Genomic DNA, 19,687 nt, shown 5'->3' with positions numbered 1-19,687 from the left:
AGGGGAGTTTTATGATTTCTTTTTCCTTAGTTCTTCCGCAATTCTCCATTGCAGTGCAGCTTCTCCTTCTTTTCCTGCTTTTATCAGTGCATCTCCGAAAAGTTCGTGTGCGCCGGCGTGTTCCGGTTTCAGACTGGTGGCTTTATCCAAATCGGCAATAGCCCCTTCCATATTTTCAAGTTTTAGACGGAGTTTTCCCCGGTTATATACAGCTTTGAAGTTGGCGGGATGGAGGCTTACGGCAGTATTGAAGCAGTTTTCCGCGTCAAAATATTCTTTATTATTAAAGAGGGTAATCCCTTTTCGTATCCAGGCGTCCACATAATTGGGATCGAGGCTGAGCGCTTTGTCATAATTGGCAATGGCGGCTCGTGCATCGTGGGCTTGGGTAATACATTCGTTACCCATCAATAAATATTCATGAGCATATTGCCGCAGACGCTCCTGCTGTTCCTGTAATTGTTCCTTGAGTCTCCTATTCTGTTCCTTCAGCGTATTGATGATACCCAGTTTGCGACGGATCAGCCGACGGGGAGCAGGTTTTTCTATATCATAACGGGAATGAATAGCACGGAAGAATTGTTCCAGGCATTCCTCCATGTCTCCTTTGTCGAAAGCACGTGCGGCGGCAACATATTGTACGTCGGCCTGTGCTTGTTTCAAAGCCTTGTCAATAGCCTGACGATTATTAAACCGTCCGGCAAAGTTCACAATCTCGGGCCGGACGAAAACATCTGCCCGGCTGATGGGCTTTTTAAGTTGAATCCCCTCCAGAGAAGTGCACCGGCTGAGTGCCACGTATGCTTGCCCTCCGGCAAATACACCACCTGTGAAATCGATGACTACCCGGCTGAAAGTGAGCCCCTGACTCTTATGAACAGTTATCGCCCAAGCCAGCCGAATAGGATATTGAGTAAAGCTGCCCAATACCTCTTCTTCTATTTCTTTGGTCTTTTCATTGTAACGGTAGCGGATGTTCCGCCATGATTCCCGTTTTACATCACATTCTTTTCCGTCATCGGTGATAACGTATATCGTTTCTTCTTCCTCATCAATTCCGGATATGACACCGATCGTTCCATTCACCCATCGGCGGTCGAAATTGTTTTTGATAAAGATAATCTGGGCACCGGGTTTGAGTACAAGTTCTTGCGAGGTAGGCAGGCTGCTTTCGGGAAAGTCTCCTTCGATAACTCCCTCGAAAGTGATTGGATCTCCCGGCAGTTCCGCCAACTTTTTCTCATTGATAGAGTCTACTGTATCCCGTCTTGTAGCAAGAGTGATGTACATATCGGCTTCCGATTCCTCAATCTGGCTCCCGTATCGGGTATTCAGCAGTTGCAGATCGGCTGCTCCGGCCGTATTCGTACGGATATGGTCGAGAACGCTGACAAAAACAGGATCGGTCTGTCTGTATACTTTCTGAAGCTCGATGGATACCAAGTCTATCTGACCGAATACTCGTGCGGAGAAGAAATAGGGAGTAGGATAGAAGCGGTTCAATATATCCCGTTCATCGTTCTTTACAACCGGTTCTAATTGAAAAACATCACCCACCAATAACAGCTGCTTTCCACCGAAAGGTTCGCGTAAGTTATGGGAATATACACGCAGAATACGGTCGATAGCATCAATAATATCCGCCCGTACCATTGAAATTTCGTCGATAATCACCAGTTCTATCTGTTCCAGTAACTTTCGATGCGGTTTTGTATATTTAAAGAATTCGTGGATGCGTCCCCGTTGGAGACTGAGATTCGGGTCGTCCGGTGGCAGTGGATGAAAAGGCAGTTTGAAGAAACTATGCATCGTACTTCCTCCGGCATTGATGGCGGCAATACCCGTCGGAGCAAGTACAACATATTTCTTCTTGGTGTTTTCGCAGACGTAACGCAAGAATGTAGATTTTCCTGTACCCGCCTTTCCGGTTAGAAAAACAGATTGGCGTGTATATTGAATCAGGTTCAAGGCATCTTGAAACTCTGCGTTGTTAGTGTCTACGCTCATGTTGATAAATAGAGTAAATCCCCCTTGTTAAATAATTCCGAAATGTTTCATCGCTTTGCTGATACCATCCTCGTCGATCGGAGCTGTTACGTAATCGGCGGCAGCTTTTACGTCCTTTTCAGCTTGCCCCATAGCCACACCGATAGCAGCATGACGGAGCATGCTGATGTCGTTTCCCCCATCTCCGAATGCCATCGTGTCTTCCAGTCTGATATCAAAATAACGGATTATTTCGTCTATGCCTTTTTGTTTGGTATCTCCTTTGGCGGTTATATCGGCAAAGGCGGGATACCAGCGGCCTATCTCGCAAGTTGGGATTGACGGGCGGATTTCTCTTTCTTCTTCCTCCGTAATGAAAGGAGTCATTTGTATAATCTCCTTGTCGGTCGCTTCTGCAAAAGAGACGGTCGGGATAACATCCACGTGTAGGAAATCATAAAAAATCTTCTTTACCATCTCGTTGGGCTGGCAAACGGAAATATGATGTTCCTCTACAAAAATGCAGGGTACTCCTTTCTTTTCGCAGAAATCTCCCATTGCTTTTACCTCTTCCTGGGGGATGGCGTTCTTATAAATAACTTGTTCTCCGACAAAACAATAGGCTCCGTTCATCGTGATGTATCCATCAATGAGATTCCGCTTCTGTAGCTCGGAGAGATTGTTGATAATGGCTTTCGGACGTCCGGTAGCGATAAATATTTTATGTCCTTTCGTATGGGCGGCTTCCAGAGCCTCGATAGTGGAAGACGGGATACGGTGAGTATGGAAGCTGACCAGTGTACCGTCTATATCAAAAAATAAAGCTTTCGTCATAGATTCCTTTTTGAATTGAAGACAAAAGTACTACTTTTGTCTCATATAACATAAAAACATCATGCAGTATGAACTATAATTTTGATGAAATAATAAACCGTAACGGTACGGATTCCGTAAAATGGGATGGAGTGGAAGGCCGTTGGGGACGCAATGACCTGATTCCTATGTGGGTAGCCGATATGGATTTCCGTACGGCTCCATTTGTGATAGAGGCTTTGAAAAAGCGGTTGGAGCATGAAGTGCTGGGATATACATTCGCCTGTAAGGAATGGGCGGCTTCCATTATCCATTGGTTGAAAGAACGTCACGGATGGTCGGTCACCGAAGAAATGCTGACGTTTACTCCCGGCATTGTTCGCGGGTTGGCTTTTGCTATCCACTGTTTCACGGAAAAAGGAGATAAAGTGATGGTAATGCCGCCTGTCTATCATCCTTTTTTCCTTGTGGCGCAGAAAAATGAACGCGAAGTTGTATTCAGCCCGTTAGTGTTGAGGAACGGACAGTATTACATTGATTTCGACCGTTTCCGCCGGGATGTACAAGGTTGTAAAATACTGATTTTAAGTAATCCTCATAATCCGGGCGGACGAGTATGGACGAAAGAAGAGCTTTCGCAGATTGCTGATATTTGTCAGGAAACCGGTACTTTGGTTATCTCCGACGAGATTCATGCAGACCTGACTTTGCCACCTTATAAACATCCCACTTTTGCTTTGACTTCAGAAAAAGCACGGATGAACTCACTTGTCTTTATGTCTCCGAGCAAGGCTTTCAATATGCCGGGACTGGCAAGCTCTTATGTAATCATCGAAAATGAGGAACTTCTTCGACGTTTCCGTACCTACATGGAAGCGAGTGAGTTTTGTGAAGGCCATCTGTTTGCCTATCTGAGTGTGGCGGCGGCTTATAGCCATGGTACGGAATGGCTGGATCAGGTGATAGCATATATCAAAGGCAATGTAGACTTTACCGAAAACTATTTGCGGGAACATATTCCTGCCGTCAAGATGATTCGTCCGCAGGCTTCCTATCTTATCTTTTTGGATTGCCGGGAACTGGGATTGAACCAAGAGAGTTTGAATCGCCTGTTTGTAGAAAGAGCGCATCTGGCACTGAATGACGGAACAACATTCGGCAAGGAGGGCGAAGGCTTTATGCGGTTAAATGTTGCCTGCCCGCGTGCTACATTGGAACAGGCATTAAAGCAATTGGAACGAGCAGTCAATAATGAATAAGAACTTTATCGGATATCTGACTGCCCTTGTCCATTACAGGTGTTCGGCGGTTCTGTCGTCAGAATTTGTCGGATTGGCGTAACTGAACTGGATATTGCTTTGTTCATTTTCTTTCAGTTCCATATCGTTTCTGTTTTTGGCATACAATGTAATGTCAGATAAATTAAAGTTTCTCGTATAACATATTTTTCCGAGACTGTTTGTCGTTGCCTTGATGGCATGGAGATAGAAATTCTCCAGGCGTAAGGAATCGTTCCATCCGGAAGCAGAGATAAATTCATTTACGTTTTCTGCTTTTACATCAGACAGATACACGTTCCGGAAATGTGGATATCCTTTTTCCGGCGGATTAACGGGAGTCAGCATTACTTTCCAATGCTCGGGAATTTCTTTGCCTTCATATTCTTTGGGCAGGATGCTGTAGCTGTAATTGGGATTCCAGTTTAGATCCGCCGCCAGAACCTGTTGCACATTCTTAGCATTGATTCGGGTCATGTAGATGTTTTCGACTGTTCCTCCGCGATTCATGGCACTTTTCAGTCTCAGTACCGTAGAAGTTCCTTCTGCATCCAGATTGTATCCTAATATATTACGGATACTTCCTGAAGTCTCACTTCCGCAAGTGATGAGGCCGGCGCCTTTGCGGGCTATACAGTTACGTATCACAATTTTTTCGGTAGGACGGTTCACCCGCAGGCCATCTGCGTCTCGTCCGGATTTGATGCAGATATTATCGTCATTGCAATCTATGTCGCAATTTTCAACTAATACATGGGTGGATGAGTCGATATCGATGCCATCCGTACTGGGACCGTGTCCTCCGATATTATTATTGATTGTTAATCCGTTGATGGTGCAATGGTCGGAATAAAGAATCTGACATCCCCAGAAACCGGTACGCATTAAAGTGAATCCGCTTAATGTGATATCCGAGCTGCGTTCAACGAGGATTCCCCGTACACGTTTGCAGTCATAGTCGACAATCCAACGCAGTCCTTTCGCCTCATATTCTTTCCTCATTTCCCAATATTTATCCCAAAATACCTTTCCCCGACAGTCCAGTGTCCCTTCTCCGCTGATAGATGCGTTTTTCTCATCTATGATATTGATAACTGCCGCTGGCCATGTCATTTCGATTCCTGCAACTCTTGAACGGAATTCCGGATAATGGTGAATTTGAGGACTGGCCAGTAAAGTCACACCCTTGTCCAAATGGAGGTTTACTCCGCTTTTGATAAAGAGTGCCCCTGTCTGGTAATATCCCGGTTGGAGAGTGACGGTTCCCCCGCCGGAGACGGCACAACTGTCGATTGCTTTTTGTATAGCTGTTGTACTGAGTACAGTACTGTCTGCTACCGCACCTAAAGAATTGGCAGATAGGGCTATATGATTGATAGGCTCTTGCCGACTACCGACACTATCAGCCCATGATAAATCAGGCTGTTGCGGAAGTTCTCCCCATTGGAAGTCTTTTCCGGTTTGTTTGGCAGGAGTGCATGCGATAAACAGAGGTACTGCTACACATAGGGCAAGTATGTTTTTATTTTTCATATACTATATCAGTTTATATACATATCAGTTACCATCCGGCTTCTCTATCTCTGTAAAAGGTGAATTGTTCCAGTGGAAAGTATCCGGATTGTCCGGGTATGCCGGATTGTATGCCGGATCTATTTTTAGGTGCTTCGCTAGGTTAGGTACGGCTTTCTTCATTCCTTCAATCACACATTGGGCTATCTGATAGGCACCGTAAGGATTAAAATGGGTATTATCGGCAAAATCTTGTTTTTGTCCCGGATAAGCCCCTGCCGGATAGTGTACGAAAGCACGCTTTGACGTTTCTGTTCCCAAAGCTTCATAAAGCGTACGGGTCATTTCGTTGAGGTCGATCAACGGAACATTTTCTTTAGCAGCCAGCCAGCGCATGGCTTCTGGATAATCTTCGTGTGTGTCACGGATATGTCCGGTGGCGTCAAAACTCCGGCGTTGGGTGGGAGTGACCAGTACGGGATATGCTCCCCGCGCACGGGCTTCATCAATAAATGTTTTCAGGCTGGTCATAAAAGAGTAATAAGCTCCTTTGCCTGGTCCTTTTTGCTTTTGGTCGTTATGCCCGAATTCCATGAAAAGATAATCTCCTTTCTTTATCTGGCTCAATGCTTTTTTCAAACGTCCTGCGGCAATAAACGTATTGGCTGATTCCCCCGATTCCGCATAATTGGCGATACAAACGTCCGTACCGAAAAAATGAGGTATCATTTGTCCCCAGCTGGCCCATGGCTCGTTGTCCTGGTCGACTACGGTACTGTTACCGCATAGAAAAACGGTAATCACCGACGGATCGGCAGGCTTGATACTGATACTCTGGCATACGGGTGCATCACCGTTAAATTCCAGCGTCAGTTTATCGTCCCAGTTCAGTTTGGCCTTTTCGCGGGGTTTGATTCGTACGGATTCTTTCTCGGAAATGCGGGGATTGCGTTTGTTGATGATAAATGTTTCATCTACGAATTGTCCCTTTTGGGTCGCAAGGTTATCAATGAACAGTCGGCGTGACTCGCCTCTTACTGTTGTCACTCCTGCCTGTTTCTTGTTTCCCAGACGAACGGTTACTTGGTAGTTACCGTCCGGTACACGGACAGAAAAGAAGAAGGGTGCCTTACTGCCTTTTTCCGGTGTATCGGTAAGATCATATCCGTATCCAGTTTCTTCGCTGTAACGCGGTGCATCCGACAGTTGAAAAGTTCGGATTTTCTCCTGTGCGTTTATATAAGGGGCTATCAGAAACAGAAGCCCTATGAAGGTAGTTTTCATATCAGTCTGCTTAATTAATTTTCGGTTTTAGCTCGTCCGGTGAATCTTTCGTATAAGATTTCACATCTCCGGCTATTTTAGTAAATAATGTCTGAATCTGTTCGGGACTTATGATTGTATTCGGGTGGAAAGCATCCGAATTCATATAATCAAGAATCGCTTTATGCATCTGACGGGCAACAATCCTTTTCTCCGGTTGGGAAGTGATGTCCATGCTGGTCATTATCAGTTTGCCGTTCAATACATTAGCCTCGAACAGCATTCCTATTTTACGGCTGATAAACCAAGTGTCTATGCTTTGAATAGTCGGTTGGAACTCAGCGGGGAAATGCGTAAACTGCATAACTTGCGCTTTGTTCAATAGTTCCCACCATTGCAGGTTACTGTGATATTCAGTCGGAAAATCACGGAAAAGCGGGTGATAATCATTCAGAAAAATACCTGTCGTATGTGGCGGGCGCATCTTGAACCAAGATGTATTCCAAAAAACGGGTGTGAAATATTGCTTGACCTCCCTGCCGTATTTTATTTTCCCGGCTGCTGTTATCAATACGTTTCCACCTTCCTGCAAGATGGATATCGCTTTCTCGTCCAATGTGTCCGTTGTGTATACGTTTCCTTGTGTAAGTTTCACTTTGTCAGGATATACCCAAAAGTCCCAATCGTTGACAATATCACTGTTTTCCAAACGTACTTCCAGATTCAGTTTTTGGGGAGTACGGATATCGTTCAGTTTCATGTCTATGCTGCCCAACGAGAATAGATTGCCGATAGGAATATCCCGTGTACTAACCACTCCGCGAGCATATATCTTGCCGTATTTATCTTTTACGCAATAGACTGTATTTGCTTTTTGCAAAGCTTCTTTTCCGAAGTGGGATATTTCGATATCTGCATGGAACGTTTCGTTATTGGTGTATGTGAACTTGGGGATACGTGCCAATAGAACGGTCGGACTGCAAAAACGGCGGAACTCTGCGGCATTAATGTATCCTTTCTCTTCAAAGAATACATCCAGCAATCCTACCAGTGCCGTTCCCTGACCCGAATAATCATTGAGAGCTAATAATTGGAATCCCGCATAGTCGGGAGTACGCAATGTCTTTTCTATCTCATGCTTGTAACAGATCGCTTGCAGCTTGCCGGAAGCCATCATAAAATCGTGTCCCATACCTCCCATGTAGTTATCATTCAATATATCCCGAAAGATTTCAAAGTTCTTGGCTTTGTTTACTCCGGTATATTTACGTATCTCGTTGAAGTTCGGGAATGCACACCATTGTCCGGTTTCATGGGAAACATACGGCTGTTTTACCGTATCAATTCGGTTACGGTAGTCCGATGTGCTTTCCGGCTGCGCACCGGTCCAGCTGAGTCCGCGCGCACCGGCTTTTACATGATATTGGTTATGGGGCTGCCATTGCCAGCTGTTGCCTACGGAAGCTCCTGTATATACGTGGCGTGGGTCGGTTGCTTTCCAATAATCAACGAATTTGCTTACCCATGGCACCCAGCGTCCGGAAGGCTCATTTCCACACGCCAACATGCAATAAGAGGCATAGTTTCCATACTGCTTGGTCAAGGCAATCGTTTCGTCCATCAGATACTTGTCGATAGGCTGGCCGTTGCCCAGTCTCGGACCGTGATTAGGCCAGCTTGGACCTTCCGGCTGCAAATAAAAACCGACAAGGTCCGCAGCAATAAATGCGGCTTCCGGCGGACAGAAAGAGTGGAAACGCATATGATTCAGCCCGTAGTTGCGGCAAATGCGGAATACCCGTTCCCATGAAGCTACATCCATAGGAGCGTAGCCGGTAAGCGGAAAATCACAATTCTCTACTGTGCCGCGAAGCATTGTTTTCCGACCGTTCACATAGAACCATTTACCTTTGATGGTAAATTCGCGCATACCGAATTGTACTTCTTTGACTTCTCTCTCTTTGCCACAGGTCAGTGTCGCTGTCAGTTTATAGAGTGCCGGATCAAATTCGTCCCAAGTCAGAAAACCTTCTCCCATCGGTAGTTCCATTTTGATTTTGTTATCTCCGGAACGTACTGAGATATTCTGTTGTACAGTAGGGACGGAATGTTTTTTATCCGAGTTGAAACTTTCAGCGGATAATTGTAACGTTGCTTTGGCAGAGGCTGGTGCGTACAGACTGATTCGCACTGTGGCTTTCCGTTCTTTCAAGTCCGGATATATCTGTATGTCGCTAAAATGAACTTTAGGAGTGGTCTGTAACTCTATGCGTCCTACGATACCATTCCAATTGCCCTGAGTCTGGTCGGTAATACTATGAGAATCCGGTCCTACGTTGATATCCTTGATACGGTTATCAATGCGGATGGTAATCCGACAAGATTTTCCCGGAGCAACGGCGGCAGTTAGGTCATAAACGTGCGGCACACAGAGGCTATTCTGCATTCCTATCTCCCGGTTATTTACCCAAACGGTGGTTTCTATATGAGGACGTTCTAAAAATAAAATGATCCTGTCACCTTTCCAATCGGATGGTATGGTTACGTTTTTCTGATACCAGGCCACACCTACATAATGTTTGTCCGGAGTCAGGAAGAATGGTAGTTTTACTTGCCCTTCCATTCTGTATTTCTCCATATAAGGATTAAAATAGTAGGAACTGTCGTATAAACTTCCTGTCCATTGCGTGTGTACGGTCACTTCGTCGCCTTTTAACTTCTCGGGCATGGAACCGGGCAGATTGATGTGGTCTTCCAATATTTTTCGAAACCATTGCTCTTTTACGCCTGTATCTTCCCGGTCTATTTGGAAATTCCACTTACCGGATAGATCAAGAGCATTGCTTTGACCTGTAACGGTCGATATCGAAAGAAATGCAAGAATAATACTGCCTAGAAAATGTTTTATCATGATACGTAAGATTGATATATTTTCGTTATCTTTTAAATTCTGGTGCTAAAGTAGGGCTTTTTCGAACTTCTTGAAATATAAAGATGTACAGAAACATAAACAATCGTATCAAAAATGGGATGTATAGATGTATGTGTACAAAATTGTATGAATATACCAATTAATCTATCCCTTTGCTTTTCGGTATCTTTGGAAGATACGGTATCTTTGCGAACTGAATCTATTAATCTTAGAATGAACCATGAAAAATGTAATTGTCTGGATGATTTTGACCGTCTGGTCTATAATGAACGTTACCGCCGGAGATACCGTTTATCTCTTTTCCTATTTTATAAATAACAGTAAAGATGGCTTGCATCTGGCTTATAGTTATGATGGACTGACCTGGACGGCTTTGAATGGTGGTCGTTCCTTTTTAACTCCTACTGTGGGCAAAGATAAATTGATGCGCGATCCTAGTATTTGTCAAGCTCCCGACGGAACTTTTCACATGGTCTGGACTTCTAGCTGGACGGACCGGATTATTGGTTATGCTTCTTCCCGTGACTTGATTCATTGGAGTGAGCAAAAGGCTATTCCTGTGATGATGAATGAACCTGCCGCACATAACTGCTGGGCTCCCGAACTGTTTTATGATGAATCGTCACAAACCTATTATATCTTCTGGGCAACTACGATCCCCGGCCGTCATAAGGAAGTGCCTACCAGTGAAAGTGAAAAGGGACTGAACCACCGTATCTATTATGTAACGACTAAGGATTTCAAATCTTTCTCGAAGACTGCCATGTTTTTCAATCCGGATTTCAGCGTTATCGATGCTGCTATTGTGAAAGATCCAAAGAGGAACGATCTGATTATGGTAGTTAAGAATGAGAACTCTAATCCGCCGGAGAAAAACCTGCGTGTGACACGTACGGAGAATATAAGGAGAGGATTTCCAACCAAAGTATCGGCTCCCATCACAGGCAACTATTGGGCGGAGGGGCCTGCTCCTCTTTTTATAGGTGATACTCTTTATGTGTATTTTGATAAGTATCGTGACCATCGTTATGGGGCTGTCCGTTCCCTCGATCATGGAGAAACGTGGGAAGACGTTTCCGATCAAGTCTCTTTTCCGAAAGGAATCCGTCATGGAACGGCCTTTGCGGTGGATGCTTCAGTTATTCTTGATATGATACAATAAGGTTTCCATCATTTCATCGTTGTTTTCAAGGGTTCTCAGTGCGAAGATTAAAGATTTTCAGTGCATAAAACTAGTATAGTTTATGCATTCGGGTAGTTGTCACCTTATAATGGGACAATAGTCATCTTATAACGGGACAAATGGCACTTTATAGAATGACAAATGGCACTTTATAAGGTGACCATTTGTTTTTGAGAAGATGGAAACTTCTAAGATACAAAAATAATTAGTAAAAAGCAATAGTCGGACATGAAACTTGGACTGTATTACGGATAGATTCGACTTGTTTTTTCTGATCCGGGTTTTCTGAATTTATCAAAATATGTAATAGAACGGATATGAGATGTTCTTTTGGCCTGTTTATTCCATATATGTCCTATTCATCCCATGTTCATTTGTACAAAAGGCAGTATTTTTTATGCTTATGTACAATATTGTATTGTTAATAACTGTATTGTTCTCTAAGTTTGCATCAGTTTTTAGGTATATAATATAAATAATGATGCCTGATTAAAACTTAATCTAACTTTTGTTTAACTTAAGTATAATAAAAATGATACACAATGAAAAACAAGCATTTTCTACTTTAGTTGCGATGCAAAATGAATTTTGTCGGCAACTTCTTTTCATTCCATATTATAATGGATTTAATCAACAATACATATTTATAAAAACTTTAAAATGCATGGTATGAAGAAAAACTATGTAATGATTGCTATTATTCTGTTATTCTTAGCAGGATGTAGTACTGATGTTAAGGAATCTGACATCAAATTTGCGGGAGAGACGGGGGTGAAAGTCTCTTTTAGTGCAGTGATCAATAACTCAACAGGAAGTACGTTGGCACCGACTAGAGCAACTGATACCCAATGGGAAGTTGGAGATTCTATAGGGATCTCTTGTGGAAATAATCAACAGAACATTCACTACAAATACACCGGTGATGCAAATAATATGTTTGTAGCGAAAGGTGGAGTAGCAGAAGAAATTTGGGTGTTAGGTACACAAGAATATGATGTGGCTGCCTATTGTCCATTTGTTGGTACATCCGGTATCAGTCAAGGGGTAGTGCAGGTTTTGACTGATAGTGAAAATCAAGCTACGGAAGCAAAGAGGAAATACCTTGACTTTCTTTATGCTACAGCAAAAGCAAGTGCTACTCAGCCAAATGTGCAGTTGTCATTTAATCACAAGATGAGCCGCCTGAAAGTGGAGTTTAAAGCTGGTGATGGAGTTGAGCTTTCGGATATTGATTGCTATCTCATCGGTTTGAAACTCGAAGGTACATTCAATACAATGACGGGGGCAACAACTGTTAACGAAACTGCAAAGCCTACTGACATTTATTGGGGTAATGTGGGAGCGGTAGATGAATATAAGATGCAGGCTATTTTATTACCGCAAACTGTAGATAACAAGGTGAGTATTCAAGCACGAATGGAAGGTCGTTTGTATGAAGTAGAATTTCCCAAATTAACGAAGTTGGATATGGGCGTTTCTTATAATTATACAATTACGGCAAATATGTCGGTGGATCAAAAGGAGTATGTATTTAGTATCACGAAAGAGGGTACGCAAATAAATGATTGGACTACGGAAGAAGAAGATATTGAAGCCGAATCCACCGCCCCTGATACAGGAGCTACGACAGAGAATCCTAATTGGAATGTAGAAGAAGGGGAGATTACTGCTACTGAAAAACAATAGTCTATCTTTTAAACCTATTTATATATACATTAATTATTCAATAAAAAAGAAATACGAATATGAAAATATATAGTTATATATCAGCACTTTTAATTGCAGGTATTGCAAGTTTCTCTTCTTGTTCACAAGAGGAAGATGTAAAGGAAATGAACGGAGACAACTCTTCTAGTGGTTTACAAATCAGTGTATCTGATGGTGGATATTTTGATACAACTCCAGGTACACGTGCTATAGAGAAAGGATATGCTACCGAGTTTACCGAAGGAGACGAGATTGGTATTTTTGGAGTGGACGCTAATGGAATAGTAGAGAATATCAATAATCGGAAATGTATGATGACGGCAGACGGTAATTGGAAAATAGACGGTGAACAAATCAAATACAACGGAGCTGAATTCAAACAAATGAAGTTTTATGCATATTATCCATACGATGTCAATGTGAAATTTAATGTTACGGAGGGGGATCCTTTTGCTGAGTATATTAGTGAGTGGACACTTGGTAATGATCAAAGCGGTGAGAAATATACGAAATATGATTTGATGACAAGTTCAAGCAGTGCTGTGGTAGACAATCGTTTTAAAGGGGAAATCAACTTTAAGATGCAGCATTGTATGGCTTTAGCTGTATTGAAGATGCCTAACCTAGTCTATAACTTTATTAATTCGGATGTAACGATAGATGATTATGAGTTACCGATAACGAATGCTTCTTTCAAACTGAATAATAAAGAAGTAACTCCGTATTATCAAAAGAGTACAGGTGCATATCGTTTTTTGGTAAAACCGGGAGAGGAGTTTAAAATAGAAGGCTCTTATACAGGAGTAAAGGAAATGACGTGCACTGCTACTGCTAAGTTAAATGAAGGAACTGCTAAAGTGTATACAGTTAGCGATACGAATAAAAAAGAATATACGTTGTCAATAGGAGATTATTATTGTGCAGATGGTTCAATTGTAAGCAAGGGGGTAGATGATAAAGATATTCCTAATAATGTAATTGGTATTGTATGTTATATAGGTAATCCTCAGCCATCTATAACGCATCCCCAAAGTGGTAATACCGAAGACAATGATGCTCTAAAACGCGATTATCCGAATTGTAAACATGGGTTGGTATTGGCGTTAAATAATACATTAGATAATACGAATAAATTTAGTAGTTGGAGAACTGTTGGTGAAGCATATTGTGATTGGTTTAGCAAAGATGAAGAATGGATGGGTAAGTTCGTTGACTGTAATACGGGTAATAATAGTGCGACTAAAGATAAATGGGTGGAGCAATATCCTGCTTTTATGGGGTATAACAATACAATGTTGTTGACGATGTGCTATGAAGGGAAAGGACAGCCAACCATGTGTGATGATGCCTACAAGCAAATTACCTCTTATCGTGACAATGTATCTGTTCCTGCGAATACTACTCCATGGTATCTTCCATCTATTGCTTGTTTGGAACAGGTTGCTAAAAATCTGAGTGCAGTGAACAGTAGCTTAGGGAAAGTAGAGGCCGCTACACAATTGGAATCAGTCGAAGCAAGTGCAAAATTTGGTTTTTATTGGAGTAGTACTTTGCGAAATGGATATACACAATGGGTACACGCTATGAATGGTGGAAGTTATAATATAGTAAACTCGTATGGAAGTACTGCTGCCGGTTATTTCCGTTTGATGCTTGCATTTTAAACCCATACAATGTTTTTTCAAAGTAAATAAGGGCGGCGTATTTTGCCGCCTCATACTCCTCTATCATGAAAATAGAAATATATGAATAAGAAAAACTTAATAAAAGGAACAACTTTACCTGTTGCCCTGTTTTTCTCTTTCGCCCTGATACCGACTTTCGGCAATCAAGGACAGGCTGTAGCTGCTGTTGACATCGTTCAGCAACAAGGCAGTATTAAGGGAACTGTGGTGGACGATAAAGGCGAGCCGGTGATTGGGGCCAATGTCCTTGTTGTAGGTACTTCTGTCGGTACTATTACTGATATCGACGGTGTGTTTAAGATCAATGCGAAAGCAGGGGCGAAGCTGAAAATCACCTTTATCGGGTATACCGAACAAGTGGTAGTAGCCCAGAATAATATGCGAGTGGTTTTATCTGAAGACGCTACCACTTTACAAGAGGTGGAAATCGTGGCGTATGGTGTGCAGAAGAAAGTAACGATGACAGGTGCTGTGGCAAGTGTTAAGACCGAAGCCCTGACACGTACTTCTATCGGTTCTGTATCTAATGTATTAGGAGGTCAGATGGCTGGTCTGACTACTATTCAAACATCCGGTGAACCGGGTGCAGATGCCGCCGAGGTTTTTATTCGTGGTAAAGCGACGTGGGGAGATGCGTCTCCATTAATTCAGGTAGATGGTGTGGAACGTAGCATGAATGATATAGATCCGAATGAAATTGAGTCTATATCTATCTTGAAGGACGCTTCTGCTACTGCTGTGTTCGGTGTACGCGGAGCTAATGGTGTTATTTTGATAACTACCAAGCGCGGTAGAGAAGGAAAGGCACACATCTCTTTTAGTACTTCTGCTTCTATACAAATGCCTACTAAAATGGTGGAAACTGCCAACTCTTATGAATATGCAATGTTTTATAATCAAATGATGGCCAATGATACACCTGCGGGGGAAAAACCTGTCAAGACATTCTCGGATGGAGTTATTCAGAAATTCCGGGATGGTTCTGATCCTATCCGTTTTCCAAGTATCAATTGGATTGATTATATCATGGGAGACGCTACTCTGCAGAGCCAGCATAATCTGAATATTTCCGGAGGTACGGATAAGGTACGTTATTTTATCTCAGCAGGTGCTTATACGCAAGGCGGACTTTTCAATGAGTTTAGTTTGCCTTATGGTATCAGTTATCAATATCGCCGTTTCAATTACCGAAGTAATTTAGATATAGATGTAACGAAAACCACTACTATTTCGTTCAATGTGGCAGGAAACGTTAATTCTTCTGAGAAGCCACGCACTAGTCAAGGGTCATCCGGAATGGTTAAAAATATCTATTATTCTACTCCGTTTAGGAGTGCCGGCTTTGTAAATGATAAATTGGTATATACTACTACTGACTCACAGTCCGATGGGTTGAACTTGCCTTTTGTCGGTGATGCAGATCCATTCACTTATTATGGGGGTGGGGCAGCACATAGTATCAACAACTCGTTGAACGCCGACCTTATTTTGAATCAGAAATTGGATTTTATCACTAAAGGACTTTCATTCAAATTGAAAGGTTCATACAATAGCTCATTTACCATTAATAAGAATTTGTCGGGTGGTACGGAAATGACTTATACACCGGTATTGCAGAGTGATGGAAGTGTAGGACTACGACCGATAGACGGTAGTAAGTATACTAATGTGAGCTATGGAATTACTCGGGGAAAATCACGTAACTGGTATATGGAAGCCGCATTGAATTATAATCATTCGTTTGGTGATCATAATATAGGGGCATTGGTGCTTTATAATCAGTCTAAAGAATATTATCCTAAAGAATATTCAGATGTTCCGCGAGGATATGTCGGTTTGGTAGGACGTGTAACTTATGACTGGAAAAACCGTTATATGGTAGAAGCTAACATGGGTTATAATGGTTCGGAGAACTTTGCTGCGGGCAATCGTTTTGCTCTCTTTCCGGCAGCTTCCGTAGGATGGGTAGCGAGTGAAGAAAAGTTTTGGGAATCTGTCAAACCGGTAATAAGCTTTCTGAAACTACGCGCCAGTTTCGGTTTAGTAGGTAACGATAAAATCGGTGGCTCTCGTTTTATGTATACTGCTAATCCTTATCATGTTAATTTGAACGGATATGTAAGTAACTCTGGTTATGGAACTGGTAATCTTGCTCAATTACAGGCTGCCTATGGATATCTTTTCGGTCAGGGAGGACAGACTTCTACTGTGAGTTTAGGAGCACATGAGTGGGCGATTAACAATGCGAATGTGACATGGGAAAAAGCGTTTAAACAGAACTATGGTGTTGATATCAACTTTTTAAACGATCGTTTATCTGCTACAATAGAATACTATAAGGAACACCGGTGGGACATTCTTCTGCAAGACGGAACAGCTCCGAGTATGTTAGGTTTTGCTCAACCTTTCTCCAATTTAGGTGAGGTAAATAACTGGGGATGGGAACTTTCGTTGAAATGGAACGATAAGATTGGAAAAGATTTCCGTTATTGGGCGGGTATAAACCTTTCTTATAATCAAAATGAAATCATCGAGCGTAAAGAAGCTCCTCAGGAGTACGACTATCTGTACCAGAAAGGACATCGTATCGGTTCACGTAAGCAATATGCTTTCTGGCGTTATTATGATGAACAGACACCGGCACTGTATGAACAAACATTCCATCGTCCGTTTCCTGCTCATTCGGTTGTTCTGCAAGATGGGGATGCTGTGTATGTCGATTTGAATGGTGATCGAAAAATCGATGAAAATGATATGGGCTATGATTACGGATTTACGGATGATCCGGAATACATGGTAGGTATGAATCTCGGATTTTCTTGGAAGAATCTGGAAGTGAATACGCAATGGACCGGTGCATGGAATGTGAGTCGAATGATTTCGGATGTATTCCGTCGGCCTTTTTTATCTAGTTCCGGTAATGTTGCGGGTGGTTTGCTTGCCTATCACTTGACGAATACATGGACAAAAGAGAATCCGTCGCAAGATGCGAAATATCCACGTGCTACATGGGAGAACGCTGATAACAACTATGCGGAATCAACTCTTTACGAACAGGATTCCAAATATTTGCGTCTCAAGACCCTTACTATTGCTTATAATTTTCAGTTCCCTCTGATGAAGAAGTTGGGGATGAGTACTTGTCAGCTATCGTTTAGCGGTTATAATTTGTGGACTCTTACACCTTATTTATGGGGAGACCCGGAAGCAAGAGCTAGTAATGCACCTTCGTACCCATTGACAAAGACATATACATTGGGGCTGAAACTGGGATTCTAAAAACAGATTTAAAGATTGATTATTATGAAACAAAAATATAAATGGTTTATCGGAGCAATGATAGCAGGAGTGCTTGGTATGGGAGCGACTTCTTGCGTAGACGAGATTAAATTCGGTAACAGCTTTCTCGAAAAAGCACCGGGTGGATCTGCTACTCAAGATACTATATTTAATAGTGTCACTTATACCCGGCAGTTTCTGAACACCTGTTATAGCCGCCAATATTATGGTTTACCTTACGTAAATTCTTCTGTTGACGACTTTCCGGATTCTTCTAATCCTTATACAGGAAAGTTTGATGCATTGACTGATTGTTGGCAACTTCACTATTCGGGAACTACAATTTATAACAGTTATTATAGTGGTACACATACTGCTAATTACGGTGTTCGTGGGGATATTTTCGGATATACTCGTGAAGGTGTTTGGCAGACTGTGCGGTGGTGCTGGTTACTGTTGGAGAACGTAGACAGAGTACCTGGTATGGGAGAAGATGAAAAAGTGCAGATGAAAGCAGAAGCAAAATGCCTTATTGCTGCTCGCTATTTTGATATGTTCCGCCACTATGGCGGGTTACCGCTCATTTATTCATCGTTTACGGGAACAGAGACAAACTACCAATTTCCGCGCGCCACGGTGGAAGAAACCGTGAACTATATGGATAAAATGCTGGAGGAGGCTATTGGCTCCGGTGGCCTGAAATGGTCGTATGAAGGAGCTGATTTTAATTCCGATGGTGGTCATTGGACATTAGCAGGGGCTATGGCATTGAGATGTAAGCTATGGCAGTTTGCTGCTTCTCCTTTGTTCAATGATACTCAAGGATATGCCGGTGGACGTAGTGAGGCGGAGCAACAACATTTGGTGTGGTATGGAAGTAAACGCCCCGATTTGTGGAATAAATGTCTTGAATATTGCAGGCAGTTTTTCAACGCCATAGAGGCAAATGGCTTCTATGAGTTGCGGAAAGCAGCAGGTGACAATCCTACTCCTACTGAATATCGGTATGCTTACCGGATGGGATATATCCTTCTGGATAGTCCTGAGGTCTTGCATTCCGTACGTGTAGCGGGCTATGAATGTCCGGGTGGGTCCTCTACTTATATATGGCGTACTTGGTGTAATAATGGACGTAACTCTTATACTCCCACCCAAGAGTATGTTGAAATGTTTCCTTGGGCGGATGGAACACCTTTTGACTGGAATAAGGCAGATACAGAAGGTAAGTTGAACGATATGTTTTTGACTGGCGAGTTTGTTAATGGAGAAAATACTCTTTCCAATCTCATACTGACTCGTGATCCACGGTTATACGAATCTGTTATTGTGAACAATATACCTCGAAATTTGGGATGGTCTTCTCCTAAAATGAGTGATTACCCATGGGAATTGTGGGTGGGAGGTACAGATGCAAAGACGGCTCCTGCATTGGAAAATATGCGTTTTGCTACCGGATATGATAATATGAAATATTATTTGAGCGATAGTGATTATGAACGCCAACCTATTCATTGGGTATATCTTCGTTTGTCTGATCTCTTTTTGACGTATGCAGAGGCTTTATTACAAGCCGATAATAATTTCACAGATGCTCTTTATTGGGTGAATGAAGTACGTAAGCGCGTTGGTTTAGGTAAACTGGAAGATTGCCTCCCGAATAAAAATCTGACGAGTGATAAAGATGCTTTATTGGAGGAAATACTTCGCGAACGTGCCTGTGAATTAGGTATGGAAGACAGTCGATATTTTGACTTGATTCGTTACAAACGTGCAGATCGCTTTGAAAAGAAACTGCATGGGCTATTAATTTATCGCTTGGATGAGGCGGGTAACCGTATAGAGAAACCTTGGAGAGATGGAACAGATGCGTTTGGTAAAAATGCCATGCAGCCTACGAGATTCGAATATCAGAAATTTGAATTGCATAACAGAGCACGTGTTTGGTGGACGCAGGGATTCGATCCGAAATGGTATCTGTCTCCGTTTCCTCAGAATGAAATCAACAAAGGATACGGTTTGATTCAAAATCCCGGCTGGTGATGAGAAACAT

At 42.5% G+C, this 19,687-nt stretch carries 10 protein-coding genes and 1 pseudogene; 6 read left to right on the top strand and 5 right to left on the bottom strand.

Features of this window, described 5'->3' with window-relative positions; all coding sequences use genetic code 11:
- Positions 1-9: 9 nt before the first annotated feature.
- A complete protein-coding gene (locus BACFIN_RS13480) occupies positions 10-2,007 on the bottom strand; it encodes a tetratricopeptide repeat protein (RefSeq protein WP_007751123.1) in 1,998 nt (665 codons plus the stop codon).
- A 27-nt stretch (positions 2,008-2,034) separates the two neighbouring features.
- Positions 2,035-2,820 carry a Cof-type HAD-IIB family hydrolase gene (locus BACFIN_RS13485; RefSeq protein ID WP_007751122.1) on the bottom strand — a complete coding sequence of 262 codons (786 nt, stop codon included), beginning with the start codon at positions 2,818-2,820 and terminating at the stop codon, positions 2,035-2,037.
- Between the two features lie 68 nt (positions 2,821-2,888).
- Here BACFIN_RS13485 and BACFIN_RS13490 point away from each other — a divergent pair, with 68 nt between their 5' ends.
- Positions 2,889-4,058 carry a MalY/PatB family protein gene (locus BACFIN_RS13490; RefSeq protein ID WP_007751121.1) on the top strand — a complete coding sequence of 390 codons (1,170 nt, stop codon included), beginning with the start codon at positions 2,889-2,891 and terminating at the stop codon, positions 4,056-4,058.
- A 33-nt stretch (positions 4,059-4,091) separates the two neighbouring features.
- Here the strand turns inward: BACFIN_RS13490 and BACFIN_RS13495 are convergent, their stop codons facing one another.
- From BACFIN_RS13495 to BACFIN_RS13505, 3 genes are read right to left on the bottom strand one after another with little or no spacing between them, the layout of a single operon-like run.
- On the bottom strand, positions 4,092-5,609 hold the full coding sequence (locus BACFIN_RS13495) for a glycoside hydrolase family 28 protein (RefSeq protein WP_007751120.1): 1,518 nt from the start codon (positions 5,607-5,609) through the stop codon (positions 4,092-4,094).
- A gap of 24 nt (positions 5,610-5,633) precedes the next feature.
- Positions 5,634-6,872 (bottom strand): rhamnogalacturonan acetylesterase, encoded by a 1,239-nt coding sequence (locus BACFIN_RS13500; protein WP_007751119.1) that lies wholly within the window; start codon positions 6,870-6,872, stop codon positions 5,634-5,636.
- A 10-nt stretch (positions 6,873-6,882) separates the two neighbouring features.
- The gene (locus BACFIN_RS13505; protein WP_007751114.1) at positions 6,883-9,762 is read right to left on the bottom strand and encodes an exo-beta-1,4-galactosidase; all 2,880 of its coding nucleotides are present in this window, start codon (positions 9,760-9,762) and stop codon (positions 6,883-6,885) included.
- A 241-nt stretch (positions 9,763-10,003) separates the two neighbouring features.
- Between BACFIN_RS13505 and BACFIN_RS13510 the strand changes: the two are divergent.
- The 5 genes and pseudogenes from BACFIN_RS13510 to BACFIN_RS13530 form a co-directional block, all read left to right on the top strand.
- Positions 10,004-10,939, top strand: a pseudogene (locus tag BACFIN_RS13510) (glycoside hydrolase family 43 protein); the annotation flags it as partial.
- 696 nt (positions 10,940-11,635) lie between these two features.
- The gene (locus tag BACFIN_RS13515) at positions 11,636-12,652 is read left to right on the top strand and encodes a fimbrillin family protein (protein ID WP_032839435.1); all 1,017 of its coding nucleotides are present in this window, start codon (positions 11,636-11,638) and stop codon (positions 12,650-12,652) included.
- A gap of 59 nt (positions 12,653-12,711) precedes the next feature.
- Entirely contained in the window at positions 12,712-14,337 is a 1,626-nt protein-coding gene (locus BACFIN_RS13520) for a fimbrillin family protein (protein ID WP_007751098.1), read from the top strand.
- An 81-nt stretch (positions 14,338-14,418) separates the two neighbouring features.
- A complete protein-coding gene (locus tag BACFIN_RS13525) occupies positions 14,419-17,637 on the top strand; it encodes a SusC/RagA family TonB-linked outer membrane protein (RefSeq protein WP_007751097.1) in 3,219 nt (1,072 codons plus the stop codon).
- A 24-nt stretch (positions 17,638-17,661) separates the two neighbouring features.
- Positions 17,662-19,677: a RagB/SusD family nutrient uptake outer membrane protein gene (locus BACFIN_RS13530; protein WP_007751096.1), complete on the top strand. Its 2,016-nt coding sequence runs from the start codon at positions 17,662-17,664 to the stop codon at positions 19,675-19,677.
- Positions 19,678-19,687: the final 10 nt, after the last annotated feature.

Source organism: Bacteroides finegoldii DSM 17565, assembly GCF_000156195.1.
In the GTDB taxonomy this organism is placed as follows: Bacteria; Bacteroidota; Bacteroidia; order Bacteroidales; family Bacteroidaceae; genus Bacteroides; species Bacteroides finegoldii.
This window is presented reverse-complemented; position numbering and strand designations above follow the sequence as displayed.